This window comes from Limosilactobacillus reuteri subsp. simiae, from assembly GCF_020784875.1.
Taxonomy (GTDB): domain Bacteria; phylum Bacillota; class Bacilli; order Lactobacillales; family Lactobacillaceae; genus Limosilactobacillus; species Limosilactobacillus reuteri_H.
The window spans coordinates 24066-50156 of the sequence record NZ_JAJGUI010000002.1 but is presented as its reverse complement, the minus strand read 5'-3'; the positions used below and the strand labels follow the sequence as shown (position 1 = coordinate 50156).

Annotated in this window: 31 protein-coding genes, 1 tRNA gene and 1 other annotated feature; of the genes, 29 read left to right on the top strand and 3 right to left on the bottom strand. The window is 38.8% G+C overall.

Annotation, left to right across the window (positions count from 1 at the left end; all coding sequences use genetic code 11):
* Positions 1–414 precede the first annotated feature (414 nt).
* The 7 genes from LMC10_RS00275 to LMC10_RS00245 all read left to right on the top strand — a co-directional run bounded on the left by LMC10_RS00275 (position 415) and on the right by LMC10_RS00245 (position 6026).
* A complete protein-coding gene (locus tag LMC10_RS00275; protein ID WP_267495633.1) occupies positions 415–1452 on the top strand; it encodes a PTS sugar transporter subunit IIC in 1038 nt (345 codons plus the stop codon).
* A 47-nt stretch (positions 1453–1499) separates the two neighbouring features.
* Positions 1500–2162 carry a serine dehydratase beta chain gene (locus tag LMC10_RS00270; protein ID WP_035156897.1) on the top strand — a complete coding sequence of 221 codons (663 nt, stop codon included), beginning with the start codon at positions 1500–1502 and terminating at the stop codon, positions 2160–2162.
* A 21-nt stretch (positions 2163–2183) separates the two neighbouring features.
* Positions 2184–3065 carry an L-serine ammonia-lyase, iron-sulfur-dependent, subunit alpha gene (gene sdaAA / locus LMC10_RS00265; RefSeq protein ID WP_229268598.1) on the top strand — a complete coding sequence of 294 codons (882 nt, stop codon included), beginning with the start codon at positions 2184–2186 and terminating at the stop codon, positions 3063–3065.
* 17 nt (positions 3066–3082) lie between these two features.
* The gene (locus LMC10_RS00260; protein ID WP_066035867.1) at positions 3083–3397 is read left to right on the top strand and encodes a metal-sulfur cluster assembly factor; all 315 of its coding nucleotides are present in this window, start codon (positions 3083–3085) and stop codon (positions 3395–3397) included.
* Positions 3398–3578: 181 nt separating this feature from the next.
* Positions 3579–4472 carry an exonuclease SbcC gene (locus LMC10_RS00255; protein ID WP_372586559.1) on the top strand — a complete coding sequence of 298 codons (894 nt, stop codon included), beginning with the start codon at positions 3579–3581 and terminating at the stop codon, positions 4470–4472.
* Positions 4462–5490, top strand: coding sequence for a hypothetical protein (locus tag LMC10_RS00250; RefSeq protein ID WP_229268596.1), 1029 nt, complete (start codon positions 4462–4464; stop codon positions 5488–5490). Before LMC10_RS00255 ends, LMC10_RS00250 begins: the two co-directional genes overlap by 11 nt.
* Positions 5491–5519: 29 nt before the next feature.
* On the top strand, positions 5520–6026 hold the full coding sequence (locus tag LMC10_RS00245) for a hypothetical protein (protein WP_019253067.1): 507 nt from the start codon (positions 5520–5522) through the stop codon (positions 6024–6026).
* 60 nt (positions 6027–6086) lie between these two features.
* On the opposite strand, the gene LMC10_RS10435 is transcribed toward LMC10_RS00245, so the two are convergent.
* Both LMC10_RS10435 and LMC10_RS00240 read right to left on the bottom strand, forming a co-directional pair.
* Positions 6087–6221, bottom strand: coding sequence for a hypothetical protein (locus tag LMC10_RS10435; protein ID WP_003664012.1), 135 nt, complete (start codon positions 6219–6221; stop codon positions 6087–6089).
* A gap of 209 nt (positions 6222–6430) precedes the next feature.
* Positions 6431–6504: transfer RNA gene (locus tag LMC10_RS00240), tRNA-Arg, on the bottom strand.
* A 186-nt stretch (positions 6505–6690) separates the two neighbouring features.
* Here LMC10_RS00240 and LMC10_RS00235 point away from each other — a divergent pair.
* The 16 genes from LMC10_RS00235 to recN all read left to right on the top strand — a co-directional run bounded on the left by LMC10_RS00235 (position 6691) and on the right by recN (position 18524).
* Positions 6691–7323 carry a TetR/AcrR family transcriptional regulator gene (locus LMC10_RS00235; protein WP_003668419.1) on the top strand — a complete coding sequence of 211 codons (633 nt, stop codon included), beginning with the start codon at positions 6691–6693 and terminating at the stop codon, positions 7321–7323.
* 122 nt (positions 7324–7445) lie between these two features.
* Positions 7446–7518 (top strand) — a sequence feature (ribosomal protein L21 leader region).
* Between the two features lie 15 nt (positions 7519–7533).
* A complete protein-coding gene (gene rplU, locus LMC10_RS00230) occupies positions 7534–7842 on the top strand; it encodes a 50S ribosomal protein L21 (RefSeq protein WP_003664009.1) in 309 nt (102 codons plus the stop codon).
* A 15-nt stretch (positions 7843–7857) separates the two neighbouring features.
* Positions 7858–8181 carry a ribosomal-processing cysteine protease Prp gene (locus LMC10_RS00225; protein WP_153700804.1) on the top strand — a complete coding sequence of 108 codons (324 nt, stop codon included), beginning with the start codon at positions 7858–7860 and terminating at the stop codon, positions 8179–8181.
* Between the two features lie 25 nt (positions 8182–8206).
* Entirely contained in the window at positions 8207–8488 is a 282-nt protein-coding gene (gene rpmA, locus LMC10_RS00220) for a 50S ribosomal protein L27 (protein WP_019252495.1), read from the top strand.
* A gap of 125 nt (positions 8489–8613) precedes the next feature.
* Complete coding sequence (locus tag LMC10_RS00215) at positions 8614–9321, top strand: YggS family pyridoxal phosphate-dependent enzyme (protein WP_113896321.1); 708 nt, start codon at positions 8614–8616, stop codon at positions 9319–9321.
* Positions 9322–9333: 12 nt separating this feature from the next.
* Positions 9334–10410 (top strand): M24 family metallopeptidase, encoded by a 1077-nt coding sequence (locus tag LMC10_RS00210; protein ID WP_229268595.1) that lies wholly within the window; start codon positions 9334–9336, stop codon positions 10408–10410.
* A gap of 1 nt (position 10411) precedes the next feature.
* Positions 10412–11086, top strand: coding sequence for a 2'-5' RNA ligase family protein (locus tag LMC10_RS00205; protein WP_229268594.1), 675 nt, complete (start codon positions 10412–10414; stop codon positions 11084–11086).
* A gap of 89 nt (positions 11087–11175) precedes the next feature.
* Entirely contained in the window at positions 11176–11613 is a 438-nt protein-coding gene (locus LMC10_RS00200) for an Asp23/Gls24 family envelope stress response protein (RefSeq protein WP_003663867.1), read from the top strand.
* A 1-nt stretch (position 11614) separates the two neighbouring features.
* Positions 11615–12031, top strand: a complete 417-nt coding sequence (gene nusB, locus LMC10_RS00195; protein WP_003663865.1) for a transcription antitermination factor NusB — start codon at positions 11615–11617, stop codon at positions 12029–12031.
* Positions 12032–12161: 130 nt separating this feature from the next.
* Positions 12162–13022, top strand: a complete 861-nt coding sequence (locus LMC10_RS00190; RefSeq protein ID WP_229268593.1) for a bifunctional 5,10-methylenetetrahydrofolate dehydrogenase/5,10-methenyltetrahydrofolate cyclohydrolase — start codon at positions 12162–12164, stop codon at positions 13020–13022.
* Positions 13015–14352 (top strand): exodeoxyribonuclease VII large subunit, encoded by a 1338-nt coding sequence (gene xseA, locus LMC10_RS00185; protein ID WP_098035177.1) that lies wholly within the window; start codon positions 13015–13017, stop codon positions 14350–14352. Before LMC10_RS00190 ends, xseA begins: the two co-directional genes overlap by 8 nt.
* Position 14353: 1 nt before the next feature.
* Positions 14354–14635, top strand: coding sequence for an exodeoxyribonuclease VII small subunit (locus LMC10_RS00180; protein WP_003672224.1), 282 nt, complete (start codon positions 14354–14356; stop codon positions 14633–14635).
* A gap of 17 nt (positions 14636–14652) precedes the next feature.
* Positions 14653–15525: a polyprenyl synthetase family protein gene (locus LMC10_RS00175; protein WP_229268592.1), complete on the top strand. Its 873-nt coding sequence runs from the start codon at positions 14653–14655 to the stop codon at positions 15523–15525.
* An 11-nt stretch (positions 15526–15536) separates the two neighbouring features.
* A complete protein-coding gene (locus LMC10_RS00170; RefSeq protein ID WP_078009318.1) occupies positions 15537–16358 on the top strand; it encodes a TlyA family RNA methyltransferase in 822 nt (273 codons plus the stop codon).
* A gap of 18 nt (positions 16359–16376) precedes the next feature.
* The gene (locus LMC10_RS00165; RefSeq protein ID WP_078009319.1) at positions 16377–16829 is read left to right on the top strand and encodes an arginine repressor; all 453 of its coding nucleotides are present in this window, start codon (positions 16377–16379) and stop codon (positions 16827–16829) included.
* Between the two features lie 15 nt (positions 16830–16844).
* Positions 16845–18524: a DNA repair protein RecN gene (gene recN / locus LMC10_RS00160; protein WP_003672219.1), complete on the top strand. Its 1680-nt coding sequence runs from the start codon at positions 16845–16847 to the stop codon at positions 18522–18524.
* A 183-nt stretch (positions 18525–18707) separates the two neighbouring features.
* Here the strand turns inward: recN and LMC10_RS00155 are convergent, their stop codons facing one another.
* On the bottom strand, positions 18708–19058 hold the full coding sequence (locus LMC10_RS00155; protein WP_019253997.1) for a hypothetical protein: 351 nt from the start codon (positions 19056–19058) through the stop codon (positions 18708–18710).
* A 140-nt stretch (positions 19059–19198) separates the two neighbouring features.
* On the opposite strand from LMC10_RS00155, the gene gmk reads away from it, so the two are divergent.
* The 6 genes from gmk (at position 19199) to rsmB (ending at position 26090) form a co-directional block, all read left to right on the top strand.
* A complete protein-coding gene (gene gmk / locus LMC10_RS00150; RefSeq protein ID WP_003663856.1) occupies positions 19199–19819 on the top strand; it encodes a guanylate kinase in 621 nt (206 codons plus the stop codon).
* Positions 19816–20034: a DNA-directed RNA polymerase subunit omega gene (gene rpoZ / locus LMC10_RS00145; protein ID WP_003663855.1), complete on the top strand. Its 219-nt coding sequence runs from the start codon at positions 19816–19818 to the stop codon at positions 20032–20034. Before gmk ends, rpoZ begins: the two co-directional genes overlap by 4 nt.
* 110 nt (positions 20035–20144) lie before the next feature.
* On the top strand, positions 20145–21350 hold the full coding sequence (gene coaBC / locus LMC10_RS00140) for a bifunctional phosphopantothenoylcysteine decarboxylase/phosphopantothenate--cysteine ligase CoaBC (RefSeq protein ID WP_229268591.1): 1206 nt from the start codon (positions 20145–20147) through the stop codon (positions 21348–21350).
* Complete coding sequence (priA, locus tag LMC10_RS00135) at positions 21351–23780, top strand: primosomal protein N' (protein ID WP_229268590.1); 2430 nt, start codon at positions 21351–21353, stop codon at positions 23778–23780.
* A gap of 17 nt (positions 23781–23797) precedes the next feature.
* Positions 23798–24751, top strand: coding sequence for a methionyl-tRNA formyltransferase (fmt, locus tag LMC10_RS00130; protein ID WP_229268589.1), 954 nt, complete (start codon positions 23798–23800; stop codon positions 24749–24751).
* On the top strand, positions 24741–26090 hold the full coding sequence (gene rsmB / locus LMC10_RS00125) for a 16S rRNA (cytosine(967)-C(5))-methyltransferase RsmB (protein ID WP_229268588.1): 1350 nt from the start codon (positions 24741–24743) through the stop codon (positions 26088–26090). Before fmt ends, rsmB begins: the two co-directional genes overlap by 11 nt.
* Position 26091: the final 1 nt, after the last annotated feature.

The following is a 26091-nucleotide window of genomic DNA, read 5'->3' as shown; positions in this document are numbered from 1 at the left end:
ATTTTATAATTAATAACCCGAAAATGATGGGGGGGGGGGGTGAGCCACCATCCTATCTAACAAAAAATATATTAATATATGAAATTAAATTAATTAATTTTAGCTCTTTTTAATAAAAAATGCAATTTCTATAACTAAAAAATTATCACTTAGATAAATTATCTTGATAATAAAAGATTATTTGAAAAAACTTTAACAAGAAAAATATCTGTCACTTTCAACATAGCATATCACATGGTATTAAGCCATTGACAGGAATAATAATAAAATTGCCGTGTAATAATTTTTTATTAATAGCGTTTACAAGTTCATAATAACACGATATACTATTATTGTAATAATAATTTATTATCATTCCGGATTAAGACGTCACCGGTAATTAATTATTAATAAAAAATAAAGAAGGTTAAGCATATGTTATCTATTCTTATAGGTGTTGTAATGCTCTTCCTGGTTATTGCTGCAATGAGTTTGTTTACGTTTAAGGCTCCTCACGGTAAACAATCAGTAAGTGCATTATCAGGTGCTGCATGTGCCACATTCTTGCCACAAGCATTTCTTAGTTACGCAATTGGTGAGGTCTTCCATGTTCAATTTGCTGAACAAGTTGGTAATATCATGGGATCGATGGGTGGCTTGGCTGCTGGAGCGTTAGTACCATTGGCTTTTGGTATTAGTCCCGTTTTTTCAATGATTATTGGTATTTCTTTAATTAAATTTAAATTACTTCCTGCATTTATTGCTGCATATTTGATTTCTTTTCTTGTTAAAGAAATCGAAAAACGTGTTACCGGTGGACTTGATTTGATTGTAGTTATCTTAATTGCCCCATTACTTGCTAATGGAATTGCAATTTTAATTCAACCAGGAGTTATGGCAATTCTGCAAGTAATTGGTGGATCGATAAAACAAGCAGAAAACACTAATCCATGGGTAATGGGAGCTATCTTAGGCGGAATTATTCCGTTAGTTGGAATGACCCCATTATCTTCAATGGTATTGACTAGTTTGATTAATTTACTAGGTGTTCCAATGGCTATTGGGGCTTTAGGATGTACAGGCAATTCATTCTTGAATTTCTCATTTTTCAGATTAATGAAATTTGGTGATAGAGCGACTACAATTGCTGTCACTATTGAACCTTTAACACAATTAGATATTATTTCTGCTAATCCAATTCCGATTTTTCTAACTAATTTAGTTGCAGGAGCAGTTAATGGAATTATAGTCACGGCCTTTGGATTAGTAGTTCGAGTTACTGGGATGGCTACTCCTTGGGCTGGACTAATAGTTGTGTTTGGAATGAACCCATGGTTGAAGACATTAGAAGCAGTGATTTTAATTCTTATAAACAGTACTATTTGGGCTTATATCGGTCACTGGGTATTTAGAAACTTCAAAATTCATACTGTTTCTGAAATTCGTAAGGGTGACATTGTTAAAGAAAGATAATGCTTTTATTACTGATTGTTTTAGATGATAGAAAAGAGGACTAAAAAATGAGTGCAAATTATAGAAGCGTTTTTGATATTATTGGCCCTATTATGATCGGACCATCTAGTTCACATACAGCGGGAGCTGTAGCAATTGGTCAAGCAGGAAATAAATTGTTTGGGGAAACTCCTAAGAAAGTTACTGTTCATTATTATGGATCATTTGCTCAAACCCATAGAGGACATGGTACAGATTATGCCATTGCGGCCGGAGTAATGGGCTTTGCTACAGACGATCCGCGTGTACCTAATGCTCCTGAAATTGCCAAAGAAAATGGAATAGATATTCGGTTTGTTGAAGAACCTGGAGAAAGTCCTATCCATCACCCTAATACAGCGGTCTTAGAGATGAGTGCACCAGGTAAAAAAGCTAGGATTTCAGGATGCTCAATTGGTGGTGGTGCAATCGAAATTAGAGATTTTGTATTACATGATGTTGAAGTTAAACCATCTGGTCCATTGCCAATTATTATTTTTGTAGACAAAGAAAAGAAACATGAGAATGCTATTCCTGTTACTACTGAACTTGAAAAGGTTGCTCCGTTTAGTCGTAAACAAGTGTTACAAGGAGAAGACTGTGACATATATGAATACGATATAAAAAACTATATACAAGATAAAGTAGTTAAAGAATTAAAAGAAAAATTTGAAAATATTATTTGCTTATAAGGTTAATAGGGAGTGTTCACGATGTATGACAGTATCAAAGAGATTGTAAAAGATTCAATGGACTCAGGGAAACCTATTTCGGAATTAATCATTGAGCAAGAATGTAATTTATCTGGTTTGCCACGTCATGAAGTTTGGGATAAAATGAAGCGTAATTTACAAACGATGCGTGCTGCTGTAAAAAAAGGCTCTGAAGGAAAAGGGGTATTTTCAAAAACAGGATTAACTGGAGGAGAAGCTGTTAAAATTAAAGAGTATCGTCAAAAACATCGTTCGCTTTCTGGTGATACCATGATGGAAGCAATTCAAGATGCTATTGCCACAAATGAAGTCAATGCCTCTATGGGGATAGTCTGTGCTACACCAACAGCTGGCTCTGCAGGAACTTTACCTGGGATTATTTTCATGCTTGAAAATCGATTAAAGTTAGATGAAGAACAAATGGTTCGGTTTTTGTTTACTGCAGGTGGCCTAGGTATGGTAATAGCAAATCATGCTGGTATAGCTGGTGCGACTGGTGGATGTCAAGCTGAAGTTGGAAGTGCTTCTGCAATGGGAGCAGCAGCGGCAGTTGAAGTTGCTGGTGGTACAGCAGAGCAAAGTTCTCAGGCGCTTGCTATGGCGATTGCAAATCTTCTTGGGTTAGTTTGTGATCCAATTGCAGGGCTTGTTGAAGTTCCTTGTGTTAAGCGAAATGCAATTGGTGCAGGAAATGCTTTACTTTCTGCAGATATGGCATTAGCGGGTTGTGTAAGTGTTATTCCTGCTGATGAATGTATTGAAGCATTAGATAAAGTTGGTCATGGACTTCCAGAAACACTAAGAGAGACAGGACTTGGTGGTTTAGCAGGAACTCCTACAGGTCAAGCAATACGTGCAAAAATATTTGGTGATAATGCTTAGTTAAGTAGGTAAGACATATGAGAGACAAACAATCAATTAAGGATGATATTGTCCAACAATTAGCAACAGTTATTGATCCTGAACTTCATATCGATATTGTTAATTTGGGACTCGTTTATACAATTGATCTCGATAATGATGGAATATGTTTGATTGAAATGACGCTAACGACAATGGGATGCCCATTAACAAATGTATTGGCTGATATGGTGATTAAAGCGGTAAAAGAGGTTCCAGAGGTGAAAAATGTTGATGTAGAATTTGTCTGGGAACCAGCTTGGACGATTGATCGGATGAGCCGCTTTGCTAAATTATCGTTAGGGGTTCATTAATATTTAAATAATTGGATAAGGGAATAAAATAAAGGCTTTTCATAACGGAAAGTCTTTTATTTTTACCTTCAAACAACCAAATCTGTGCTAAAAATATAAAGTTTTTGAAAAAAATTTAAAAAGAGTGGAAAAAAGGTAGTAAAGTTATTTATTATAATAGGTAGTTATTTAGACAAGGAGCATGCTTATGGCGAGTGTAGAAACTAATAGTGATTCACTTGATGTTACTCAAGTCATCAATCAACAAATTATTACAAAGATAAAGTATTTGCGACGCTTTAATGATGCAATTTCAAACCATCGCGATCGGGAAATCTACCAATTATTAGATAACCAGCGCTATGCTAAAGAGATTGAACATCGAGAACAACAACCAAATGATAAAGGTGTAATGAACCTAGTCGATGATTTAGCCGATCAATTAAGTAATTACCTTAGTGAAAACTTAATTAAATATTTGGGCAAAACTTATCCGTTCTTTTATTATGAAGAATACCAAACTGGCCACTATCGGATTTATTTTGGTAACTGGTGGGATCGACGTCAATTTGGTGAGTTAGACGTTTTAAATGTCCGCTTTTCTTTTGACCAAACAGAATATGATAAATTACGGACAGCTTTTGAATTAGCACGTGACAATAAACGCTACAATAGTGACCGGATTAGTAAAATTTCTAGTGAAAATGACCGTCTCCAGGATTTAATTGATCACCAACGAGAACGTGAGGAGCGAAAGGAAGCTCTTCAAGAACAGTTAAAAGAGGTTAGTTCACGTTCTGGAATTTGGGAATCAAGTCGTAACAAGGAGAGTCGTCAGGAACTGGTTGAACAACTACAAAAGTTAGAGGACCAAGAAGAAGAAGCTCGTAATGCAGCCCAAACTATTAAGGATAATGAGCGCGTTGTCCTATCCTTATCAAAAGAAAATACGATTTTAAGCTATGAACAAAAGAGCATTATCGATACTTTTGGCAGCTTTGAAGATTTCGAATTAGCTAATCGCAATTTATATGCTAATTATTTAGCCAGTTTAAATGAATCAGAAGGAAAGCAGGTGGACGACGATGAGCAATAATCGAATCGTGACATCTCCTAGTGAACGGGTCCAGGCTCTTTCTGATTCCTTTAAAGATGTCTTAAGCCTTGGACGAAAATATGTTGACCTTTTAGACCAGTTAGCCCAGACAAAGGATGCTAAGAATCTATTATCAGCCACTAATAAACTGGCCAAAATGGATTTGGCAAACGCGTTTATTAATTTCCCACCACACTATAAGGCGGCTGACTATTATCTGATTTTTATGGATCGCCTATTAAAAATGCATGGTGATACAGCTGTTAACGTTGCAGAAAATGAATTAAATCATGAATTTGAAGCGACTGTTGCGACTATTGGCAGTGAAGCTGTTTTTAAATTTGAAGTTGATAGTCGCGGAGAAGCGGCTTTTACAGAGCAAAGTCAGCACGAACCACTTTTCTACCTGAGTTTAGAAGATAAATTAATGCAATTTAATAACCGCGCGTTAGTAAATTATTTTATCGTTTATGCGCTTAAACAACATACTGACCTTGAATTACGTGATGCGGTTAAACCTCTAATTGATTTTGCTAAATACTTGCAAAAAGATCTTGATTTCACGATTGATCTAGGTATTTTAGCAACTTCTAATGATCGTCGCTTTATGTTGGATAAGCCTGAACTTCCACTGACAGTAATTGATCGTTTATTTGTTGCGACTGCTGATGAAGATTACATGTTGATGAATTTACCACGAAATAATGGGGCTGAATTACTATTAGATCAGGGTACAAAACTTGACATTGCTTTTGATCCAGATGATTATAGTCAAGAGTGGGCCTTCTTAGTTAAAGATTCGGATGAGCAAATCTCATTCTTTGATGTATTGCTTCATTACGACCTGGTTCGCGAGTGGTATTTGGTAAACCGTTCCGCTCTAGCCGTGAGAACAGATCATATGGAGATTGTTGATGAAGAATCACCAGCAACGACAGAAGTAGCAGAAGACGAATCTTCAGATGAAGTATCTTCGGCAGAACCATCAGAAGATCCAACTCCTAATGAGGAAGAATAAGCAGTAGATTTTATTGTGGAGGCACAGCAATGTTAGATATTACTAAAATGCTTCACCAAATTATCGATTTAGAATTAAAGATTGATGATGAAAAGGAATTAATGATTGGGCCAGAAACAAGAAAGCAAACAATTTTTGTTGACCTTGATATTTCTTTATCAAATATGGCTGAAGCAGCAGGGTGGTATAAGGTAGTTAATCCTAGAGAAGCAGACAAAGAAGATTTGCTAAAATCGTATGTTCAATCGGTAGCGCTACTTTTATTGTATAGTGCAAAGATGCAATGGACACACCTAGTTGTACTCGATGATCAAGCCTGGCAACGGATTACGGATGCAAAGAGCTCTACAAAGTTAGCAGACCTTAATAAATCGTATCTGGCAATTAAACACTTCTTGAGTGATGCCTATTTCAATCATCAACAAGAAAGTTTTCGCCATGCTTGGCATCTTTTGCTAAAAATGGGAATTAACGATTGGCAATTAACGCCTGACCAGATTTCTAGTGCTTATCAAGCAATGATTAATCAATATTAGAATAAAAAGCGAGAGGCCGAGGAATTTTCCCCGGCCTCTCGTGTTGAACGGAATATAAGATTAAGCTTTTCGATCTCGTAAGCGATTGGTAGTTGCACTATGTTTTCCAGTTTCTTGGTTACTAAGACTGCCAAACATAAATTCACCAATTACCGACGCAACCAAAATTAAAACAATAATAAGAAATGGTAGCATAATAATCACCTCAAAAAGCAATCTCTATATTCATTATTATGAAAAATGTTCATTTTTGCAACAAAATTGTAACATATGAGAGTGCATTTAAGAAATACTTAAAAATAAAAGTGAAAAATTAGAAAATTATCCCTAAATTTATATTGAAGCAACTAAAAAAGAGGATAAGGAAACAAAAGTGTTTCTCTATCCTCTTTTTAACGTTTATATGGAGCGAGCGAGACTTGAACTCGCAACCCTCGGTTTAGAAGACCGATGCTCTATCCAGTTGAGCTACCGCTCCAAACAGATTTAAGTATATAATTTTCACTACAAAGTTGTCAATGGTAATAATCTAATATAATTATTTTATTAAGGTAAAGCCGGCACTTTCGTTGACAAAACGCTTTCATGACAACTATACTTTAAATATAGTAGAAGTACGAAAGTAGAAAGGACTTAAGCTGTATGATGGAAGGATGATGATTAAATGGCTGCTAATAAGACAGACCCACGTGTAATTAAAACACGTAATAGTCTGCGCAAAGCTCTTGTATATCTGATGAGACGTGAAAAGCTTGAAGATATTAGCGTCCAAAAGATTACTGAAACTGCCAACATCACCCGAGGAACTTTCTATCTTCACTATAAGGATAAACAAGATTTTATTCAGTCAGCAATCCAAGAGATTATTGACGATTTCTTCAACCAAGTAATGATCGATAGTAATTTTTCGAAAGAACGGACGGTAAAGGTGTTTTCACTCCGCAAAGCATTTCAGTATATCGAAAATAACGCCGATATTTTTGATGTTCTATTAAATAATGAAAAGAATAACTTCTTTTATGAACAACTCTACAATCGGTTAGCAAATGAGATGACACACTTTAATGAGCAAGTGAATAAGAACCAACAGTTGAAAGTCCCGCTTAATTTGCAGATTTCCTTTATTGACTCAGCATTTCTTGGCCTAGTAAGTCGATGGCTAGAAGATGGCATGATTTATACTCCGCGTTACATGACACAAAGCGTGGCAAAGATGTTGGATCAGTTTAGTAGCGAGAATGTTTCTTTGGTTAATTTTTTTGATGGTGAATTAGAAGGAACTTTAGAAAAGATTTAATAGCTACTACAAAAGAGGCTTTGAAAAAATTTTTTCAAGGTCTTTTTTCGTTATATAAAGTAGAGATTATGGTTGACGAAGAGAATAATATTTGATATTATACAAACGTTGTATTTGTGAACCAACAACTACAACCGCACGTTATTAAGTCTAAAGCTTATTTAGCTGCTTAGTACGGCGAGTCTGAGATATTAAGGAGGTGCACAAAGTATGTACGCAATTATCGTTACTGGTGGTAAGCAATACAAGGTAGAAGAAGGTGCTTCTATCTACGTTGAAAAGCTTGATGCTAAGGAAGGTGACAAGGTAACTTTCGATCAAGTTATCTTTGTCGGTGGAGACGACACTAAGATCGGTACTCCTGTAGTTGACGGTGCTTCTGTTGAAGGTACTGTTGATAAGCAAGGTAAGGAAAAGAAGGTTGTTACTTTCAAGTACAAGCCTAAGAAGCACACTCACACTAAGCAAGGTCACCGTCAACCTTACACTAAGGTTACTATTAACAAGATCAACGCTTAATGTGGAGGTGAGATCATGATTCGAGCACAGTTTACTTTAGATTCGAATCAGCGGATCACTTCTTTTAAAATGACTGGGCATGCTGACTCTGGTCCATATGGGCAGGATATTGTTTGTGCCGCAGTTTCTGCATTATCTATTTCAACGGTGAACGGGCTTGAACAAGTTGTTCATACAAAGCCTCACCTTAAACAAGATAATGATAATGGAGGCTTTCTAGAAGTTACAGGATTAGATCTTGGTCATGATAGTCAGATCCTTCTCAAAACTTTGTTAAATGGATTATGTGATATCCAGGAAAGCTATCCACAAAACATTGAAGTAAAAATGTTTAATTAAAGTTCATTGCTGGAGGTGAACAACTATGATTATGGATTTGCAATTCTTCTCCCACCACAAGGGGGGTGGTTCCACTGCTAACGGTCGGAACTCAGCTGGTCGTCGTCTTGGTACTAAGGCTGCTGATGGTTCAATCGTAACTGCTGGATCAATCATCTACCGTCAACGTGGTACTCACATCAACCCAGGTGAAAACGTGGGTCGTGGTGGAGACGATACATTATACGCTAAGGTAGCCGGTGTTGTTAAATTTGAACGCATGGGCCGCAGTAAGCGTAAGGTATCAGTTTACCCAATCGCTGAATAAAAATAAAAAGACTACTTTTCTCCGTGAAATAGTAGTCTTTTTATTTTTAAAATAATTTTTCATTATATGTTAATCTATAATGTAAGAATATAATTAACCCACAATTGAAGGGAGCATAATGTTTAATGACGATTGTTGATAAAGCTAAAGAAGTCCAAGAAAAAATTATTGCTGCATGCAAGCGAAGCGGTCGAGATCCTCAAGACGTTCAACTGTTACCAGTTAGTAAAAATCATCCGGCAGCAGACATTGCAGAACTCTACAAAGCAGGATGGAACAATTTTGGTGAGAATTATGTTCAGGAATTAGCCAAAAAGCATGATGAATTACCAGCAGACATTAACTGGTATATGATTGGCCACCTTCAACGTAATAAGGTTAAATACATTGCTGATTACGTTACAATGATTCAATCGGTTGACTCCCTTAAGCTAATGAATACGATCGAAAAAGAAGGAAGAAAGCACGATCGAATAATTCCGATTCTAATTGAAGTTAATGTTGGAGAAGAAGAGAGTAAATTTGGGGTTAAGCCAACTTTGCAAGATTGCATGGAATTAGCTGAGGCCAGTCTTCAATTGTCACATGTAAAGTTGCGGGGATTAATGACTAGTGCTCCCTATTATGATGACCCAGAAAAAACACGGCCGATTTTTCGCCGACTACGTGAATTGCGCGATGAAATGAACAACCAAAATGATCAATTAAAATTAGATGTTCTTAGTATGGGGATGACTCATGATTATGAAATAGCGGTAGAAGAAGGGTCAACCTGTGTGCGGGTTGGGACAGCTATCTTTGGCCCTCGTGATTACTCTAACCGGCAGTATTAAAGGAAATATACTATGTCTAGAATTAAACGTCTACAGAAAAAATTTGAAAAATTATATATCGATGCATTTTTGGTAACGGATGAAAAAAACATTTATTACCTTACTGGTTTTAACCTTATGGAAGGCGATGGATGCCTCTTAGTAACAAAAGATAATGCAATTATTATTACTGATGACCGGTACCAACTTGCATTAGAAGAATTTGAAAATGATGAAGTTGTGGGAATGATTACCCGTGACTATTACGGTTCGCTTAATAAGATATGTCAGGGGATGAAAGTGACAGTTCTTGGATATGAAGACACAGTTACTTATGCCTTATTTGATGTGCTTGATGAGCAGATGACGGCAGATCTTGTTCCCTTCCACCAACAACTTGAACGGATGCGAATGATTAAAGATAGTGATGAAGTAAATGCTTTGCGTGCTTCTGCAGACTTACATTCAGCAGGATACCAGTACCTTTTAGAAAATGTTCACGCTGGGATGACAGAGCGCCATGTTGCGAACTTGCTTGATTTTTGGATGAAAGAACATGGAGCAAGCGGGGCCTCTTTTCCGACAATTATTGCTAGTGGCAAAAATGCGGCCAAACCGCATGCGACGGCTTCAAAAAAAGTGATTGAAGACGGTGATATTGTTACTGTTGATTTTGGCTACTACTTTAATGGCTATACAGCAGATATGACCAGAACATTTGCCGTTGGTTCAATTGATCCAGAATTACGTGATGTTTATCAAATTGTCAATGAGGCGCGTGAAGCTGTAATTCAAGCTGCTCATGTTGGGCAACGAGGAGACCAACTTGACTTTGCGGGACGGCGATTAATCGAAATAGCAGGTTATGGGGATGAATTCAACCATGGAATGGGGCATGGAATAGGTTTATCGGTTCATGAATTACCTGCTAGCTATGGTCCCGCTGCTCAAAATGTTAAATTGCGGAACAATGAAGTTATCACTGTTGAACCTGGTATCTATATTCCTGAAATTGGCGGGGTCCGGATAGAAGATGATATTCTGGTTACTCACGGTGGAGTTGAAGTGCTGACGAAGGCGCCAACTGACCTAATAATCGTAGGAAAATAGTATGCAACTTACTACTCTGTATAATAATATTAATCAACAGGGAATGACGGCAATTAGGAATCATCAAGAACAGCTAGATAGTAACTTACTAAATCCTGATAAAGATATGCGGCGAGGACTGACGCTTACTGCTTCACTTCCTGCGCATGTTAGCCGCAATATTATGTTTTGCCTGCAAAAATTGGCTGCAATTGAACCCAACCAATACTTCTATCCTCCGTCTGACCTGCATATTACGATTATTGACCTTATTGCAGCTAGCTCTGACTTTTCGCTCTCAACATTTGAAGAGGAAAAATATAAAAACGTAGTAGGGCAGATTATTTCACAAATTGGACCGATTCACTGGCGTTTAGTAGGAATGATCACTAGTTCAGGAGCGCTTCTTGTAAAAGGGTATTATTCAGCAGAATTATCAACTTTACGCAATACGCTTAGGAAAGAACTGCCGTTACATGACTTATTGCTAAAAGAACGATATCCAACAATTTCAGGACATGTGACGGTTGCACGGTATACTAGTCCAATTCAGCAGGCAGACCGATTCTTGAAGACGTTAGAAGAATTTAAATCAATTAATTTCGGACAATTTACCACATCTAGTCTCGATTTAGTCGTTCATGATTGGTATAATCATAATTCGCGGTTAATTTCTAAACTGGCGCTATGTTCCTAATTGACCAAGTTGTTGCAATTTGTTCGAACATAGTGCAGAATAGAAATGATTACTATAATTAAGAGAAGAAATAAATTGGAGGGCTGACGATGGCTGAAGAATCAAAGATTGTTTTAAGTAGTGAAGACAAGTCACTCGGGACAATTCAAATTTCGCCACGAGTTTTAGAAATTATTGCGGGGATTGCCGCAAGTGAAATCGATGGTGTTTCAAAGATGTATGGTTCATTTGCAAATAGCGTAAGTGAACTTTTGGGACGCTCTGATCGCCGGCGTGGGGTAAAGCTTTCCAGCAATGATGAAAAATTATCACTTGATGTGGATGTTTATGTTGAATATGGTGTCTCTGTTCCTAAAGTAGCGGCAATGATTCAAGATAAGGTCAAACAACAAATCACATTAATGACTGACTTAAAAGTAAAAGAAGTTAATGTTCATATTAAGGGAATCGTAACATCTAAAGAAGACCAACAAGTAGACCCTAATGACTTGTTTGGCGAACATCTTAACGACGAGGCTGGTGAATAAAATGAGTTTGAACCGACACATGATTCGTGAGGAGGCTTTCCAAGTTCTCTTTGCTTTGCAATCAGACCCTGAAGCTGATATTCAAACTGTATACGAGGCGATTCCTCATCATGATGAAAAGCAAATTCCGCCTTATTTATTAACTTTGGTAAATGGAGTGCGGGAACATCAAGATCAGCTTGACGAACAAATCAATGATCTCCTGGCAAGCGGGTGGACGATTAACCGTTTAGCAAAGCCAGATTTAGTGATTTTACGGCTTGCTCTATTTGAAATTCAATACGCTGAAAATGTTCCAACAGTAGTAGCAATTAATGAAGCATTGGAACTTACGAAAACATTCAGTAGCGATAAGTCACGTAAATTTATCAATGGAGCCCTTGGTAAATTTGAAAAACAAGTCAACGAAAATAATTAATATTACTGTTAACAATAATTATGGGGTGGAAAAGCTGAAGTGATAAACTTCTGATTCCACTCCTTTTTTGCTTAAGCGCAATATTATTATGGTAGAATATAAAATGGAAATTTAACGAGGAGGAATCACTGTGACGACAATTATTGATGGCAAGGCCCTTGCTAAAAAGATCAACGCCCAGACGAAAGAACTAGTAGCACAGTTAAAAGAAAAACAAAATATAATCCCGGGAATTGCAGTCGTGATTGCTGGTGATGACGCAGCGAGCTTAATCTATACCCGAAATAAGCATAATAAGGCTACTAAGTTAGGAATCAATTCAATTTTAAAAAAATTTCCTGCTGATGTTAGTCAAGATGAGCTTCTTGCCGAAATTGAAAAGCTGAATCATGATGACACAATTGATGCCATTCTTGTTCAACAACCCCTTCCTCCTCAATTGGATCCAGAAATAATCACCAATGCTATATTGCCAACTAAAGATGTTGATGGCCTTAATCCCCTAAACTTAGGAAAACTATTTGCCAATCAACATGGTAATTATCCTGTGGCTTGTACACCTCGCGGAATTATGCGGATGTTGGCAGAATATAACATTGATTTACAAGGGAAAAATGCAGTTATCGTTGGTCGGAGCATTTTAGTTGGTAAGCCTCTTTTAGCTCTTTTAAATAATGCTAACGCAACCGTGACGATGGCTGGAAGAAATACAAGCGACCTTTCTGCTTTAACGAAAACAGCGGATATTTTAATTGTGGCTACTGGTGTACCTAACCTTATCAAGGCGACAGATGTAAAACCAGGAGCAGTAGTAATCGATGTGGGAATTAATCGTTTAAGCAATGGTAAATTGACGGGGGATGTTGATTTTGAAGCGGTAAAGACAAAAGCTCAGGCAATCACTCCTGTTCCAGGTGGTGTAGGACCAATGACAATTGCAACTTTGATGGAACAAACAGTTGATTTAGCGCAGTGGAGGCATCATGGATAGAAGCCAGTATTTAACAGTTAGTGAATTAACTAAGTATTTGAAAATGAAGTTTGACCGGGATCCATACCTACATACGGTTTATTTAACCGGTGAGCTTTCTAATTTTCGTTTACGGCAAAAGCATCAGTATTTTAGTTTAAAAGACGATAATGCTGTGATCGATGCTGTAATGTTTGAGCATCAATTCCGGAAAATTAAATTTACTCCTGAACAGGGGATGAAAGTTTGTGTAGTCGGTCATGTAAGCTTGTATGAAAAAAGTGGTCGCTACCAGATTTATATTGATCGGATGGAGCCAGATGGTCTGGGCTCTTTATACTTAGCGTTTGAACAACTAAAAAAGAAATTGAGCGCTGAAGGTCTATTTAATTTACCTAAAAAACAGATCCCAATGTTTCCAAAACGAATTGCAGTTGTTACTAGTATTGATGGGGCGGTTATCCGGGATATTAATACGACTGTTCGACGCCGTTATCCAATTGCTCAAGTTGTTCTATATCCCACTGTCGTCCAAGGGGATAAAGCAGCGGCGGATATTGCTAGACAAATTAACCGTGCCAATGACCGCGGCGACTTTGACACCCTTATTATCGGTCGTGGTGGGGGATCAATGGAAGACTTATGGCCTTTTAATGAAGAAGTAGTTGCTCGCGCTATTGCCAATAGCAAAATTCCGGTAATTTCATCAGTTGGTCACGAGACAGATACAACAATTGCCGACCTCGTAGCTGATCAACGCGCAGCAACCCCAACTGCTGCTGCTGAATTAGCAACGCCGGTAAAACTAAACGATGTATTAATGACACTTAAAGATGATCAGAATCGTTTATTAAATACGATGCGAACTAAAATTAATTTTGACCGCCAACAATTGAATAAACAGCTGCAAAGCTATATTTTTCAGCAACCGACAAGATTATATGAAAACTATGCACAAAAGGTTGACCAATTAACTCAACAGCTAGGTCAAGCAGCACAAAATAAAATGCAAGAGCTGCGGATGAACGTGGAAAGATTAAGTGGGCGTCTAACGGCTATTTCTCCACTGCATCGGGTTCAACAACAAGAACAGTTAGTTAATCAATTACAAAAACAATTGGTTACAGCCTCACTTGCCAACCAAAATGAAAAGAAACAACAAGTGACAACTCTTATTAAACAATTAGATTCACTGAGCCCCCTTAAAATTATGAGTCGGGGGTATACATATGTAACGAGTGATGAAAAGGTTGTTAATCATGCCAGTCAATTAACGGTTGGGCAAAATGTTCACCTGCATTTTGATGACGGGGAAGTTCAAGCAGAAATAAAAAAGGTAAAGGAGCACTAAGATGGCAACAGCAAAACCAACATTTGAAGAACAATTAGCACAATTACAACAGATCGTTAATCACCTTGAACAGGGGAATGTACCACTTGAAGAAGCCCTTCAACAGTTTCAAGAAGGAATCAAGCTTTCTAAGGAATTACAAACGAAGCTAACAAATGCTGAAAAAACGCTTGGGCACTTAATTGACGATAATGGTGATGAGCAAGTCTACGAAAAACAAACCGATGACCCAAGCAATAATGGCGGTGGTAACCGTGGATTTGGTAGCACTGATGAACAATAAGCAACGGAGCAAAAAAGATGAGTACACCATTGCCGATTTTAAAAGACCAGATTGAAGATTATCTAAGCAAGTCATTGGCCACAGACATTGATCAAGCAACGTTAGAAAGCTCAATGTCTTATTCCCTAATGGCTGGTGGCAAGCGGCTGCGTCCAGCATTGACGCTTGCAACGATTGAGATGTTGGGTGGCACGCTTAATGATGATTTGCTACGCGCAGCTTCTGCGTTGGAATTGCTTCATACATATTCATTAATCCACGATGACCTTCCAGCAATGGATAATGATGATCTACGCCGCGGAAAACCAACTAATCACTGTAAATTTGGGGCAGGAATGGCAACTTTAGCAGGAGATGGATTATTGACATTGGCCTTTCAGTGGGTTGCCGATAACCACCTTCCAGCTAATGTTCGGAGTCAGTTGACCCTTGAACTTGCAAAAGCCGCGGGACCATCTGGAATGGTTGCGGGCCAAGCACGGGATATTGAAGGCGAACACCAACATTTAAATCTAAACCAATTGAGATACTTACACCGTCAAAAAACGGGGGAATTGATTCGCTATGCTGTTTTGGCAGGTGGGATTATGATGGATCAATCTGCTGAAATCAAACAAGAGCTAGCAGCATTTGGTGAAAACTACGGGTTAGCATTTCAGATCTATGATGATTTAATGGATGTTCTCAGTACTACTGAAGAGATGGGAAAAGCTGTCCATAAAGATGCTGATGAGCAAAAAAATACTTATCCAGGATTACTTGGCATAGATGGTGCAAAGGAGCAGTTACAGATAGCTTTAACTGCTGCTAATCAAAATCAAAAAAATCTTGAAAAACTTACTGGTAAATCATTTGCTGGTTATGATGACTTTTTGGCATATTTTAAATAAGGAAAGGGATTATGAAAAAAGAACGTGTAGATGTATTGTTAGTCCAACAAGGGCTGTTTGACTCTCGCGAACAAGCAAAGCGGGCAGTAATGGCAGGAGAAATTCTTGGCAAAAACAATGAACGATTAGATAAACCAGGACAAAAAATTCCGATTACCACAACTCTTCACATGAAAGGTCATAAAATGCCATATGTTAGTCGGGGCGGCTTGAAATTAGCGAAGGCGTTAAAGGTTTTTGACATTTCGGTTAAGGACAAGACGGTTTTAGATATTGGTTCATCAACTGGTGGCTTTACTGATGTAATGTTACAAAATGGGGCGAAGTTAAGTTACGCTCTTGATGTTGGAACTAATCAGTTGGTTTGGCAATTGCGGGAAGATCCCCGGGTAGTTGTTATGGAGCAGACCAATTTTCGTTACAGTAAATTAGCAGATTTTACTAGTGGTCAACCAGAATTTGCTTCGATTGATGTTTCATTTATTTCTCTTCGCTTGATCTTGCCACCTTTGGCTCAGATACTGAAAATGGGTGGTGAAGTAGTAGCCCTAATTAAACCACAATTCGAAGCAGGAAAAGAGCATGTTGGCAAAAATGGGATCATTCATGATCATAAAGTTCATCGAGCAGTTTTGGAAGAAGTGCTGACCTTTGCCCGTGAAGATCATTTTGATATCCTTGGATTAGATTATTCACCAATCAAAGGGGGACAAGGAAATATGGAATTTTTAGTTCACCTCCGCCTAAGTGAAAATCCGGGGATTGTTGCCGAAGAAGTAAATATCGATAAGGTTATTGCAACCGCTGATGATGATTTAAATCATAAGGAATAAATAAAGGTGACTTAATCCATGAAAAAAGCAGAACGACAACAAAAAATTCGGGAAATCATTACTAATGAGAGCATTGAGCGGCAAGAAGATCTTGTTGAACGCCTGCGTGAAATGGGATTGACAGTGACTCAGGCAACTATTTCGCGCGACATTAAAGAAATGCAACTGATAAAGATTCCTGCTGATAATGGGGGTTATCGTTATGGGTTACCGGCATATCATCATCAAGGACATGAAAATCAGTTAGCTCAGACTCTTCAAGACAGTTTAGAACAATTAAAGCGCAATGACTGTTTCTTAGCGTTAACGGTTCATCCAGGGAATGGGCCGGTAGTAGCTACCTTAATTCGCAAGATGGATTTTCCAACGGTTTTCACAACAATTGGTGATGATGGGAATGTTCTTGTAGTTTGTATGTCTCCAGAAGCGGCAATTAAATTAGAAGAAAAGCTTAACGCAATGCTCGACTAGGCGAGGTGAAAATTTTTGTTACAAGAATTGACAATTGATAATTTAGCAATTATTAAGCACTTAACCTTAACTTTTGCTGACCAGATGACTGTTCTAACGGGGGAAACCGGTGCCGGAAAGTCAATTATTATTGATGCAGTTGGTTTGTTGGCCGGTGGTCGTGGATCGCAGGAATTTATTCGCCGTGGAGAAGAAAAATTAAGCCTTCAAGGACAATTTGCAATTCCTGATGATCCTGAATTTGATAAACTACTTGAATCACTAGGAATTGATCATGAAGATGGGATCTTAATTGTCTCCCGTGAAATTCATCGCAATGGTCGTAATATTATCCGGGTCAATGGTCAACTAATCAATACGGCAACTCTTCGTCAAATTGGTGCGGGATTAGTTGATATTCAAGGGCAAAATGAACATCAACAATTAATGCAACCTGAGACTCATTTAGGAATGCTCGACCAATTTGCGGCTAAAGAGGTTCAGCCCTTACTTCAAAAATATCAAGAAGAATATCAAGCTTATTCTAAACTCAAAGCTGCTGTAAATAAAAAACAAGCAAATGAACAACAATGGGCGCAGCGATTGGATATGCTTCGGTACCAAGTTAATGAAATTGCAGAAGCTAATCTAAAAGAAAATGAAGAAGATGAATTAATTAGTGAACGTGATCGATTGGAACACTTTCAACAAATTAATAATGCTCTTCAACTAGCTGTGACGACCTTTAATGAAGGTGAGCAAGCGCCTGTTTTAGATCAAGTTGCCACGGTGATGGACTCAATCAATGCAATTGCTGAATTTGATGATGCTTATGATAATCTTAGTAAGGCACTTAATGATGCTTATTACGCTCTTCAAGATGTAGCGAATGAAGCTAGTCAACAATTAGATATGCTTGAATTTGATGATGAACGGTTAGCTCAGATTGAACAACGGTTAACTACTATCGGTGATCTTGAACATAAGTATGGCGATACATTGGCAGATGTTTTGAAGTATTATGATAAGATCAAAAAAGAACTCGATTCGATGGAGGCCGCGGCTGATTCTAGCAGTGACCTAGAGCAACGGTTAGGAGAAGCCGAAAATAAGATTCGAGAGACCGGTCGTAAATTGAGTCAGGTAAGACAAAAAGCTGCTCATGAACTTGGCAAAAAGGTTCACCAGCAGCTTAAAGAGCTTTACATGGAAAAAGCAGAATTTGAAGTTCACTTTGCTAATCAAAGTCGGGAACAGTTTACACCGACGGGAATTGACCAGGTTGAATTTTATATCCGAACTAATCCGGGAGAATCGATGGGACCATTAGCTAAAATTGCTTCTGGTGGTGAATTGTCACGGGTAATGTTAGCTCTAAAGACAATTTTTGCGCAAAAGGAAGGCGTTACTAGTATCATTTTTGATGAAGTTGATACTGGGGTGAGCGGACGGGTTGCCCAAGCAATTGCTGATAAGATTCGCTTAATTGCTCAACATTCACAGGTTTTATGTATCACGCACCTGCCACAAGTAGCAGCCGTTGCGCAGCATCATTTCCTTATTAAGAAATCTGTCCATGATGACCGGACAACTACTCGAGTTACACCATTGAAAGAAAACGACCGGGTTGAAGAACTTGCACGAATGCTATCGGGTGAAAAGATTACCCAGTTGACAAAAGAGCATGCACAGGAATTACTTAATATGGCAAAATAAAGAAGAAGTCGCTTCCCACCCTCCGCGAGGATAGCTACGACGCGAAGCTATCCTCGCGGGGGGCCGGACCCGGACGTTGATTTATCAACGTTCGGAATCCAGCCAGCTACTGCGCTACTGTATAAATATCTTTAAAACAATAAAGAGACTGAGTTAATTCCCAGTCTCTCTTTAAATCTAATATTATAAATTCGCAATGTATCTAATTTGATCAAAGTTAACAACATAACTTACATTTTGATTCGTAATAAGGTATCGATTACTATTCGCTAATTGGGCGATGTTACCGGTAACGTTTACGGGATAGCCATCGTTGTTGATTGGCATTAGCTGAAACGTTGCTTTAATTTTATCTTTGATGGCTCGTTTTAAAAATAATTGTCGTTGTTTAGCGGGTTGGGGAGTAAGCAACCCTGCTTGCTGATCGTCAGCAGGTGCTTCTTCAAAAAGATGACGAAGCTTATCACTAATAATTTGTGGCGTAAATTTAAAAATAGACTTTTGTTCAATTTGCATAATCGCGCCTCCGAACATTCGTTTGATTATAGTATACGAACATACATTCAGAAATGCAAGCAAAAAGCTCAATAATTTTTTGTTATTCAGGTGCTTGATTTCAGTACTAATCTAGTGCATTATAGTATTAATACGATTAAATAAATAGGAGCGTTATAATGGCAAATCGTGGAATGTTAATTGTTCTTTCAGGTCCTTCCGGGGTTGGGAAGGGAACTGTTCGAAAAGCTATCTTTGATTCAAATGATAATGATTTTCAATATTCAATTTCGATGACAACTCGGAAACCACGTCCTGGAGAAGTTAATGGTGTTGATTATTTCTTTGTAAGCAAAGAAGAGTTTGAACACCAAATTCAAACTGGTGGGATGTTGGAATATGCTAAGTATGTTGACAACTATTACGGTACCCCATTAAAATATGTTAATGAGACCTTAGATTCAGGGAAAGATGTTTTCCTTGAGATTGAAGTTAACGGAGCAATGCAAGTACGGTCTAAGTGTCCAGATGGCGTGTTTATTTTCTTAACCCCTCCTGATTTGGATGAATTAAAACAACGATTGATTCACCGGGGAACTGATAGTATGGAAGTCATTAATAAACGAATTCATAAAGCATTTGGTGAAATTCAAATGATGCAAAACTATGATTATGCAGTAGTTAATGACGAAGTACCAAATGCAGTTGAAAAGATTAAAGACATTATTCGTACTGAACGGCTTCGTGTTACCCGTGTAATGCCACGTTATCTTGAAATGTTAGGAGATGCCGAAAAATGATCCTTTTTCCATCAGTTGATGAATTATTAAAACATATTGATTCTCGTTATTCATTAGTTATGCTTGCTAGTAAGCGTGCCAATGAATTAGATGCAGGAGCTGCCCCATTACTTGAACATTATGATTCAAGCAAGTCAGTTGGGAAGGCCCTTGAAGAGATTTTGGCTGGAAAAGTTACGATCGATCCTGATCATACTGAAGACTTACAGGATTAAAATAAGCTGGATAAACAAAAGTAAGGGACTAGGGCAGGATTGTCACTGGCCCCTTTTTTGCTTCTAAAAATGCTATAATCAATTAAGAAAAAATAAGTTGAGGTGACATAATGACACGAATTGCAGTGTATCTTACAGGCAGTATCGCTGCTTACAAGGGAATCGAAGTAGTGCGTGGGCTGCAAAAAATGGGACATGAGGTTCGCGTAGGAATGACTGACGCCGCTACTAAGTTAGTCACTCCTGCTACTCCTTTTGCCTTGACGAAAGCACCAGTTCTTACTGACCTATGGGATGAGCATTCAACGCCTATTCCTCATATTGAGCTAGCTGATTGGTCAGAACTAGCTGTGGTGGTACCAGCATCAGCAAATATCATCGCTAAAATGGCAACAGGACTGGCTGATGATGCTGTTTCTACCACCTTATTAGCAACTAGTGCTCCTAAAATTGTAGTTCCAGCAATGAATAGCCATATGTGGTTGGCTCCCGCAACTCAACGAAACATTACTCAACTTAAACAAGACGGGGTCAATATTATGCCGCCAGTTAGCGGAAGATTAGCTGAAGGATATGCTGGCCGCGGGCGTTTACCAGAACCGGCAGCAATCTGCCAATATATAGAGGACTTTTTAACAAGCAGTCAAGCTTTAAAAGGCAAGCACGTGATTGTTACTGCTGGCGGAACACGTGAAAATATTGATCCTGTTCGTTTTATTGGGAACCGGTCCTCTGGTAAAATGGGGATTGCACTTGCTAACGCCGCGGTCCAAGCAGGAGCTAAGGTAACATTGATTGCCGGTCAAGTTACCGTCCCCCTTCCACAATCACCAGCAATTGAAGTTGTCCGCGTAACCACAACTGAAGATTTATATACCAGTTTAAAAGAACGTTTTGTGCAGGCAGATATTTTAATTATGGCGGCCGCGGTTGCTGACTATCGCCCAGTTGAGATAGTTGATCATAAAATTAAGAAAAAAGATGGTGACCCGCATCTTACCATTGCACTTACTGAAACTATTGATATTTTAAAGAATATTGCGAAGATGAAGCAAACCGGTCAATATGTCGTTGGGTTTGCGGCAGAGACAAATGATCTCCTAGAAAATGCTAACCGTAAACTTGCTAGCAAAAATGCGGATATGATTATTGCAAACAGTGTGGCGGGAGATATGGGGGCATTTGGCAGTGACCAGAATCAAGTGACCATCTTACAAAAAGATCAAACGCCAATTAAATTAGCCCGCCAATCTAAAGCTAAAATTGCAAACGAGATTATTGAATTAATTAGTGCAAAATTAAAGTCAGGTGATTAAATGCCAGAGTTGGCACAGGTAATTGTTGATGTTCCAACAATGCAAACAAATCAACCATATACTTATCAGATTCCGCCAAAGCTTGAAAAACAAATTCAAGTTGGAGTAAGAGTGATTGTGCCTTTTGGAAAGGGAAAACGGACTGTTCAAGGATTTGTTGTTGCCCTTGACAATGCATCCCAATATGAGGGAGAACTCAAACCAATTCAGGCGATAATGGATCTTCAACCGGTAATTAATCCTGAATTAATGAATCTTAGCAAATGGTTAGCTGATACTACTTACTCTTTTTGGATTTCTTGCTTATATACGATGTTGCCTAACTTATTGAAGGCTAAGACTACCAGAATTATTCGAATTGTAGATGAAGTAGATGAGCATGTTGCCTTTGACATTTTTCATGGGCGAGATGAATTAGAAATGGCGGCGGTACAAGATAAACCTGCAATCTTAAGTGAATTGTTCAAACTACAAAAGGAAGGAAAGATAACAATTGAATACCAAGTGGAGGATCGGGCCAAAGCTAAAACGGTGACTGGTATTCGCTCTTTGCTTAATTTTGAACAACTAGAAGATGAGCGCGCATCCCTTCATGCCAATGCGCATGCTCAAAACCGTCTTCTTTCATATTTACAATCAATTGGCGGTCAAGTTGTTAAGCAAAAGGATGCTGAACATAAAACTGGTTTAAAAGCAGCCACCTTCAATCAGGGACAACAGAAGGGATGGCTAGAAAAAACACCAGTTGAAGTATATCGCCAACCCTTGGCTATGCAGGGCACTCCTGATGATGCTCATTTAGCAGCCCCCCTGCAGCTCAACGCCGATCAACAAAATGCTGTTAACCAGATTAATCAAGCAATCGACAATCATGACCCTAAAGTTTTCCTCTTACAAGGAGTTACGGGGAGTGGCAAGACAGAAGTATACTTGCAATCGATTGCTAATGCTCTTCAACAGGGAAAAACAGCATTAATGCTTGTGCCTGAGATTTCATTAACGCCCCAGATTGTTAACCGTGTGCGGCGACGATTTGGCTCTAAGGTTGCTGTTTTACATAGTAGTTTGTCGAATGGGGAACGGTATGATGAATGGCGGCGGATTGAGCGAGGAGAAGCGCAAGTAGTTGTAGGTGCCCGTTCAGCAGTCTTTGCTCCGTTGACTAATTTAGGGCTAATCATTCTTGATGAAGAGCATGAATCTAGTTATAAACAAGATGAATCACCCCGTTATCAAGCGCGTGAAGTAGCTAAATGGCGAGGAAAATATAATCAAGCGCCTGTAGTTCTTGGTTCTGCTACTCCTAGTTTGGAGAGTCGTGCGAGAGCAGTAAAAAACGTTTATCACTTGTTACGTCTTCCTCACCGGGTAAATAAACAGGAACTGCCACCAATCGAAGTGGTTGATATGCGGGATGAAATTAAAAAGTACGGGGAGAGTAACTTTTCGCAGAAACTATTAACCGACTTAAATGACCGCCTGCAAAAGAACGAACAAAGTATTTTAATGCTAAATCGACGGGGATTTTCGTCCTTTATGATGTGTCGTGATTGCGGAAATGTCTTAAAGTGTCCGAATTGTGATATTTCTTTGACGCTTCACATGGATACGCGGACAATGAAATGTCACTATTGTGGTCATGAAGAACCAATCCCCCGTGAATGCCCCAATTGCCATAGTCATCAGATTCGCTATTATGGGACCGGAACAGAAAAAGTTGAGCAAGAATTGCATCAATTATTACCCCAGGCCCGGATTATTCGCATGGATGTTGATACTACCCGGCGGAAGGGAATGCATGCAAAATTATTGCGACAGTTTGGTCAACACCAAGCGGATATCTTATTAGGAACCCAGATGATTGCAAAGGGGCTTGATTTCCCTAATGTTACCTTAGTAGGGGTTTTAAATGCTGATACTGGTCTAGGCTTACCGGATTTTCGTGCTAGTGAACGGACTTTTGATTTGCTAAGTCAAGTTAGCGGTCGGGCTGGTCGGGCAAATAAGCAGGGGAAAGTTATTATCCAGACATATAACCCTGATCATTACGCTATTCAAGATGCCAAAACGCACGATTACGAAAAATTTTTTAACCAGGAAATGATGCTACGAAGACAAGCCAGTTATCCGCCATACTATTACACCGTTCGTTTGATGGCTAGTCATCCTGAAGAAGCCAAAGCAGCTCGGGCAATGGCAGATATCTATGGTCGCTTAAAGCAGGGATTATTATCTTCGACGGTTATTCTTGGTCCCACCCCGCGAGCAATTGCCCGGATGAAGCGTCGTTACTATTACCAAATTGTAATCAAATATAAGAAGGACCCTTACTTACATCAGTTATTGTTTGATATTCTTCAGGATACGCAAAGTCGCGGTTTTAAGGATGTCCAAGTAAGTATCGATCCAGATCCACAGTATTTTATGTAAAAGAAAGGATGTTATTAATGTCAACATCAGTCGTTTTTATGGGAACACCGGAGTTTGCTGTTCCGATTTTACAAAGTTTAATTGATAATCCAGAATACGATGTTCAAGCAGTTCTTACTCAGCCAGATCACCATATCGGCCGAAAACGTACTCTTCATCAATCGCCGGTTAAAGAGTTAGCTGAACAATATAATATCGAAGTCTTACAGCCGGCTAAACTCAGCAAAAGTCCTGAAATGGAGAAAATTATTAGTTTGCAGCCTGACTTAATGATTACTGCTGCTTATGGGCAATTCCTTCCAACAAAGTTATTAGCGGCTGCTAAAATTGCGGCAATTAATGTTCACGGTTCATTATTGCCAAAATATCGTGGAGGAGCCCCAATTCAATATTCCATTATTAATGGTGATAAAGAAACCGGGGTCTCCATTATGTACATGGTTAAGAAAATGGACGCGGGAGATATTATTTCACAAAGGTCTATTCCGATTGAAGACACTGACGATAGTGGCACGATGTTTAAAAAGCTTAGTTTGCTAGGAAGAGACTTGCTGTTAGAAACGTTGCCTAAACTTATTAGCGGGGATGTTAATCCGGTCGCTCAAGATCCAGATAAAGTAGTCTTTTCTCCCAATATTACTAGTGAACAAGAACAGATTGATTTCCGACTTCCAGCGCGTTTAATTGATGCCAAGGTACGGGGATTACGGCCAGCTCCTCTTGGTAACATGGTTATTGATGGATTACGTACAAAAATTTACGATGTGACCCCACTAGAAGAAAAAACAGACCTTGAACCAGGAAAAGTAGTGCGGGTCACGAAACATCAATTAGTAATTGCCGCTGGAGATGGAACGACATACCAGATTAATAAGTTAAAGCCAGCAGGAAAAAGGGCGATGGATATTACTTCTTACCTTAATGGACATAAAGATATTACAGAGGGAGGCCAAGTTGTAAGTGAAGACTAAATTTCAACCACAAAATGCGCGTGAATTGGCTTTAGTGGCGCTTGAAGGGGTTGTCGAAAATGGTGCATACTCAAACTTGCAGGTTGACCAGTTATTAAAAAGGTACCCGTTGGCAGATAAAGATCGCCGGTTGGCAACTAATATTATTTATGGTGTTTTGCAGCATAAACTTACCCTCGAATATTGGCTAAATGGGTTTGTGCAGGGAAAACAGCTTGATCCTTGGGTAAAGACGCTTCTCTTGTCTGCACTTTACCAGTATCATTATTTAGAACGAGTTCCAAATTGGGCGGTAACTGACGAAAGTATTGAAATAGCTAAACGCCGAGGAAATCCGGGTATTCGAAAGTTTGTCACTGGCGTTTTACATGCCGTTTTGCGGAAAGGATTGCCTGACCTGCGACAAATTAATGAACGTGATTTGCGGTTAAGTATCGAAAATAGTGTCCCACGGTGGCTAGTCAACGAGCTGACTAGGGAATATGGCGAAGAAGATACTGAAAAAATACTTCAATCAATTAATGAGCCGGCTCATCAGGTAATTAGAGTTAACACCGTCAAAACTGACCTTCCGACCGTCAAACAAACTTTGGATGCTGCTGGAATTGAATATCAAGAAAGTCAAGTTGCGCAAAATGCCTTAGTAATTACTAAAGGTGAAATTATCAGTTCCGATCTCTTCAAAAATGGCGAAATTACTATTCAAGACGAAAGTGCCATGTTAGCCGTGGAAAGCATGCATGTTGAGCCGGGAGATAAAGTACTTGACGCTTGTGCAGCTCCGGGTGGGAAGACTGTTCAAATAGCAGAAGCCTTTCCTAATGAAGACGGCCACGTTGATGCACTTGATATTCACCAACACAAGGTTAAATTGATTGAAAAAAATGCCCGTCGACTAGGCGTTGAAAAGCGAGTTACTGCGCATGCCCTTGATGCACGGGAGGTTGATCAACTTTTTGACGATGAAAGCTTTGACAAGATCTTAGTTGACGCACCTTGTAGTGGGATCGGACTTTTACGCCGGAAGCCAGAAATTCGTTATACAAAGACGCTAAATGATAGCAAACAATTACATAAGATTCAGTTAGCAATTTTAAATGCGGTTGCCGCAAAAGTTAAAAAAGGCGGTATAATCACATACAGCACGTGCACAATTTTACAGCAAGAAAATGATGATACTGTTCAAGCGTTTCTAGCTGAACATCCGGAGTTTGAGTTAGTAAAAACAACAACTGCACGAAAAGTTAAGGATACTCGTCACTCATCAACCTTAACTATATTACCGAGTGACTTTGATTCTGATGGCTTCTTCATCAGTAGCCTTAAGAAGGGAATATAAT

Excerpts from the sequence above, each read along its gene's own strand:
- LMC10_RS00250 (WP_229268596.1), top strand. The coding sequence starts at position 4,462 with ATGAGCAATAATCGAATCGTGACATCTCCTAGTGAACGGGTCCAGGCT.
- LMC10_RS00260 (WP_066035867.1), top strand. The coding sequence starts at position 3,083 with ATGAGAGACAAACAATCAATTAAGGATGATATTGTCCAACAATTAGCA.
- LMC10_RS00165 (WP_078009319.1), top strand. The coding sequence starts at position 16,377 with ATGAAAAAAGCAGAACGACAACAAAAAATTCGGGAAATCATTACTAAT.
- LMC10_RS00170 (WP_078009318.1), top strand. The coding sequence starts at position 15,537 with ATGAAAAAAGAACGTGTAGATGTATTGTTAGTCCAACAAGGGCTGTTT.
- LMC10_RS00225 (WP_153700804.1), top strand. The coding sequence starts at position 7,858 with ATGATTCGAGCACAGTTTACTTTAGATTCGAATCAGCGGATCACTTCT.
- LMC10_RS00205 (WP_229268594.1), top strand. The coding sequence starts at position 10,412 with ATGCAACTTACTACTCTGTATAATAATATTAATCAACAGGGAATGACG.
- xseA (WP_098035177.1), top strand. The coding sequence starts at position 13,015 with ATGGATAGAAGCCAGTATTTAACAGTTAGTGAATTAACTAAGTATTTG.
- LMC10_RS10435 (WP_003664012.1), bottom strand. The coding sequence starts at position 6,221 with ATGCTACCATTTCTTATTATTGTTTTAATTTTGGTTGCGTCGGTAATT.
- LMC10_RS00245 (WP_019253067.1), top strand. The coding sequence starts at position 5,520 with ATGTTAGATATTACTAAAATGCTTCACCAAATTATCGATTTAGAATTA.
- rpoZ (WP_003663855.1), top strand. The coding sequence starts at position 19,816 with ATGATCCTTTTTCCATCAGTTGATGAATTATTAAAACATATTGATTCT.
- LMC10_RS00180 (WP_003672224.1), top strand. The coding sequence starts at position 14,354 with ATGGCAACAGCAAAACCAACATTTGAAGAACAATTAGCACAATTACAA.
- gmk (WP_003663856.1), top strand. The coding sequence starts at position 19,199 with ATGGCAAATCGTGGAATGTTAATTGTTCTTTCAGGTCCTTCCGGGGTT.
- fmt (WP_229268589.1), top strand. The coding sequence starts at position 23,798 with ATGTCAACATCAGTCGTTTTTATGGGAACACCGGAGTTTGCTGTTCCG.
- sdaAA (WP_229268598.1), top strand. The coding sequence starts at position 2,184 with ATGTATGACAGTATCAAAGAGATTGTAAAAGATTCAATGGACTCAGGG.
- priA (WP_229268590.1), top strand. The coding sequence starts at position 21,351 with ATGCCAGAGTTGGCACAGGTAATTGTTGATGTTCCAACAATGCAAACA.
- rplU (WP_003664009.1), top strand. The coding sequence starts at position 7,534 with ATGTACGCAATTATCGTTACTGGTGGTAAGCAATACAAGGTAGAAGAA.
- nusB (WP_003663865.1), top strand. The coding sequence starts at position 11,615 with ATGAGTTTGAACCGACACATGATTCGTGAGGAGGCTTTCCAAGTTCTC.
- LMC10_RS00255 (WP_372586559.1), top strand. The coding sequence starts at position 3,579 with ATGCTTATGGCGAGTGTAGAAACTAATAGTGATTCACTTGATGTTACT.
- LMC10_RS00210 (WP_229268595.1), top strand. The coding sequence starts at position 9,334 with ATGTCTAGAATTAAACGTCTACAGAAAAAATTTGAAAAATTATATATC.
- LMC10_RS00235 (WP_003668419.1), top strand. The coding sequence starts at position 6,691 with ATGGCTGCTAATAAGACAGACCCACGTGTAATTAAAACACGTAATAGT.
- LMC10_RS00200 (WP_003663867.1), top strand. The coding sequence starts at position 11,176 with ATGGCTGAAGAATCAAAGATTGTTTTAAGTAGTGAAGACAAGTCACTC.
- coaBC (WP_229268591.1), top strand. The coding sequence starts at position 20,145 with ATGACACGAATTGCAGTGTATCTTACAGGCAGTATCGCTGCTTACAAG.
- LMC10_RS00175 (WP_229268592.1), top strand. The coding sequence starts at position 14,653 with ATGAGTACACCATTGCCGATTTTAAAAGACCAGATTGAAGATTATCTA.
- rpmA (WP_019252495.1), top strand. The coding sequence starts at position 8,207 with ATGATTATGGATTTGCAATTCTTCTCCCACCACAAGGGGGGTGGTTCC.
- LMC10_RS00275 (WP_267495633.1), top strand. The coding sequence starts at position 415 with ATGTTATCTATTCTTATAGGTGTTGTAATGCTCTTCCTGGTTATTGCT.
- LMC10_RS00215 (WP_113896321.1), top strand. The coding sequence starts at position 8,614 with ATGACGATTGTTGATAAAGCTAAAGAAGTCCAAGAAAAAATTATTGCT.
- LMC10_RS00270 (WP_035156897.1), top strand. The coding sequence starts at position 1,500 with ATGAGTGCAAATTATAGAAGCGTTTTTGATATTATTGGCCCTATTATG.
- LMC10_RS00155 (WP_019253997.1), bottom strand. The coding sequence starts at position 19,058 with ATGTTCGGAGGCGCGATTATGCAAATTGAACAAAAGTCTATTTTTAAA.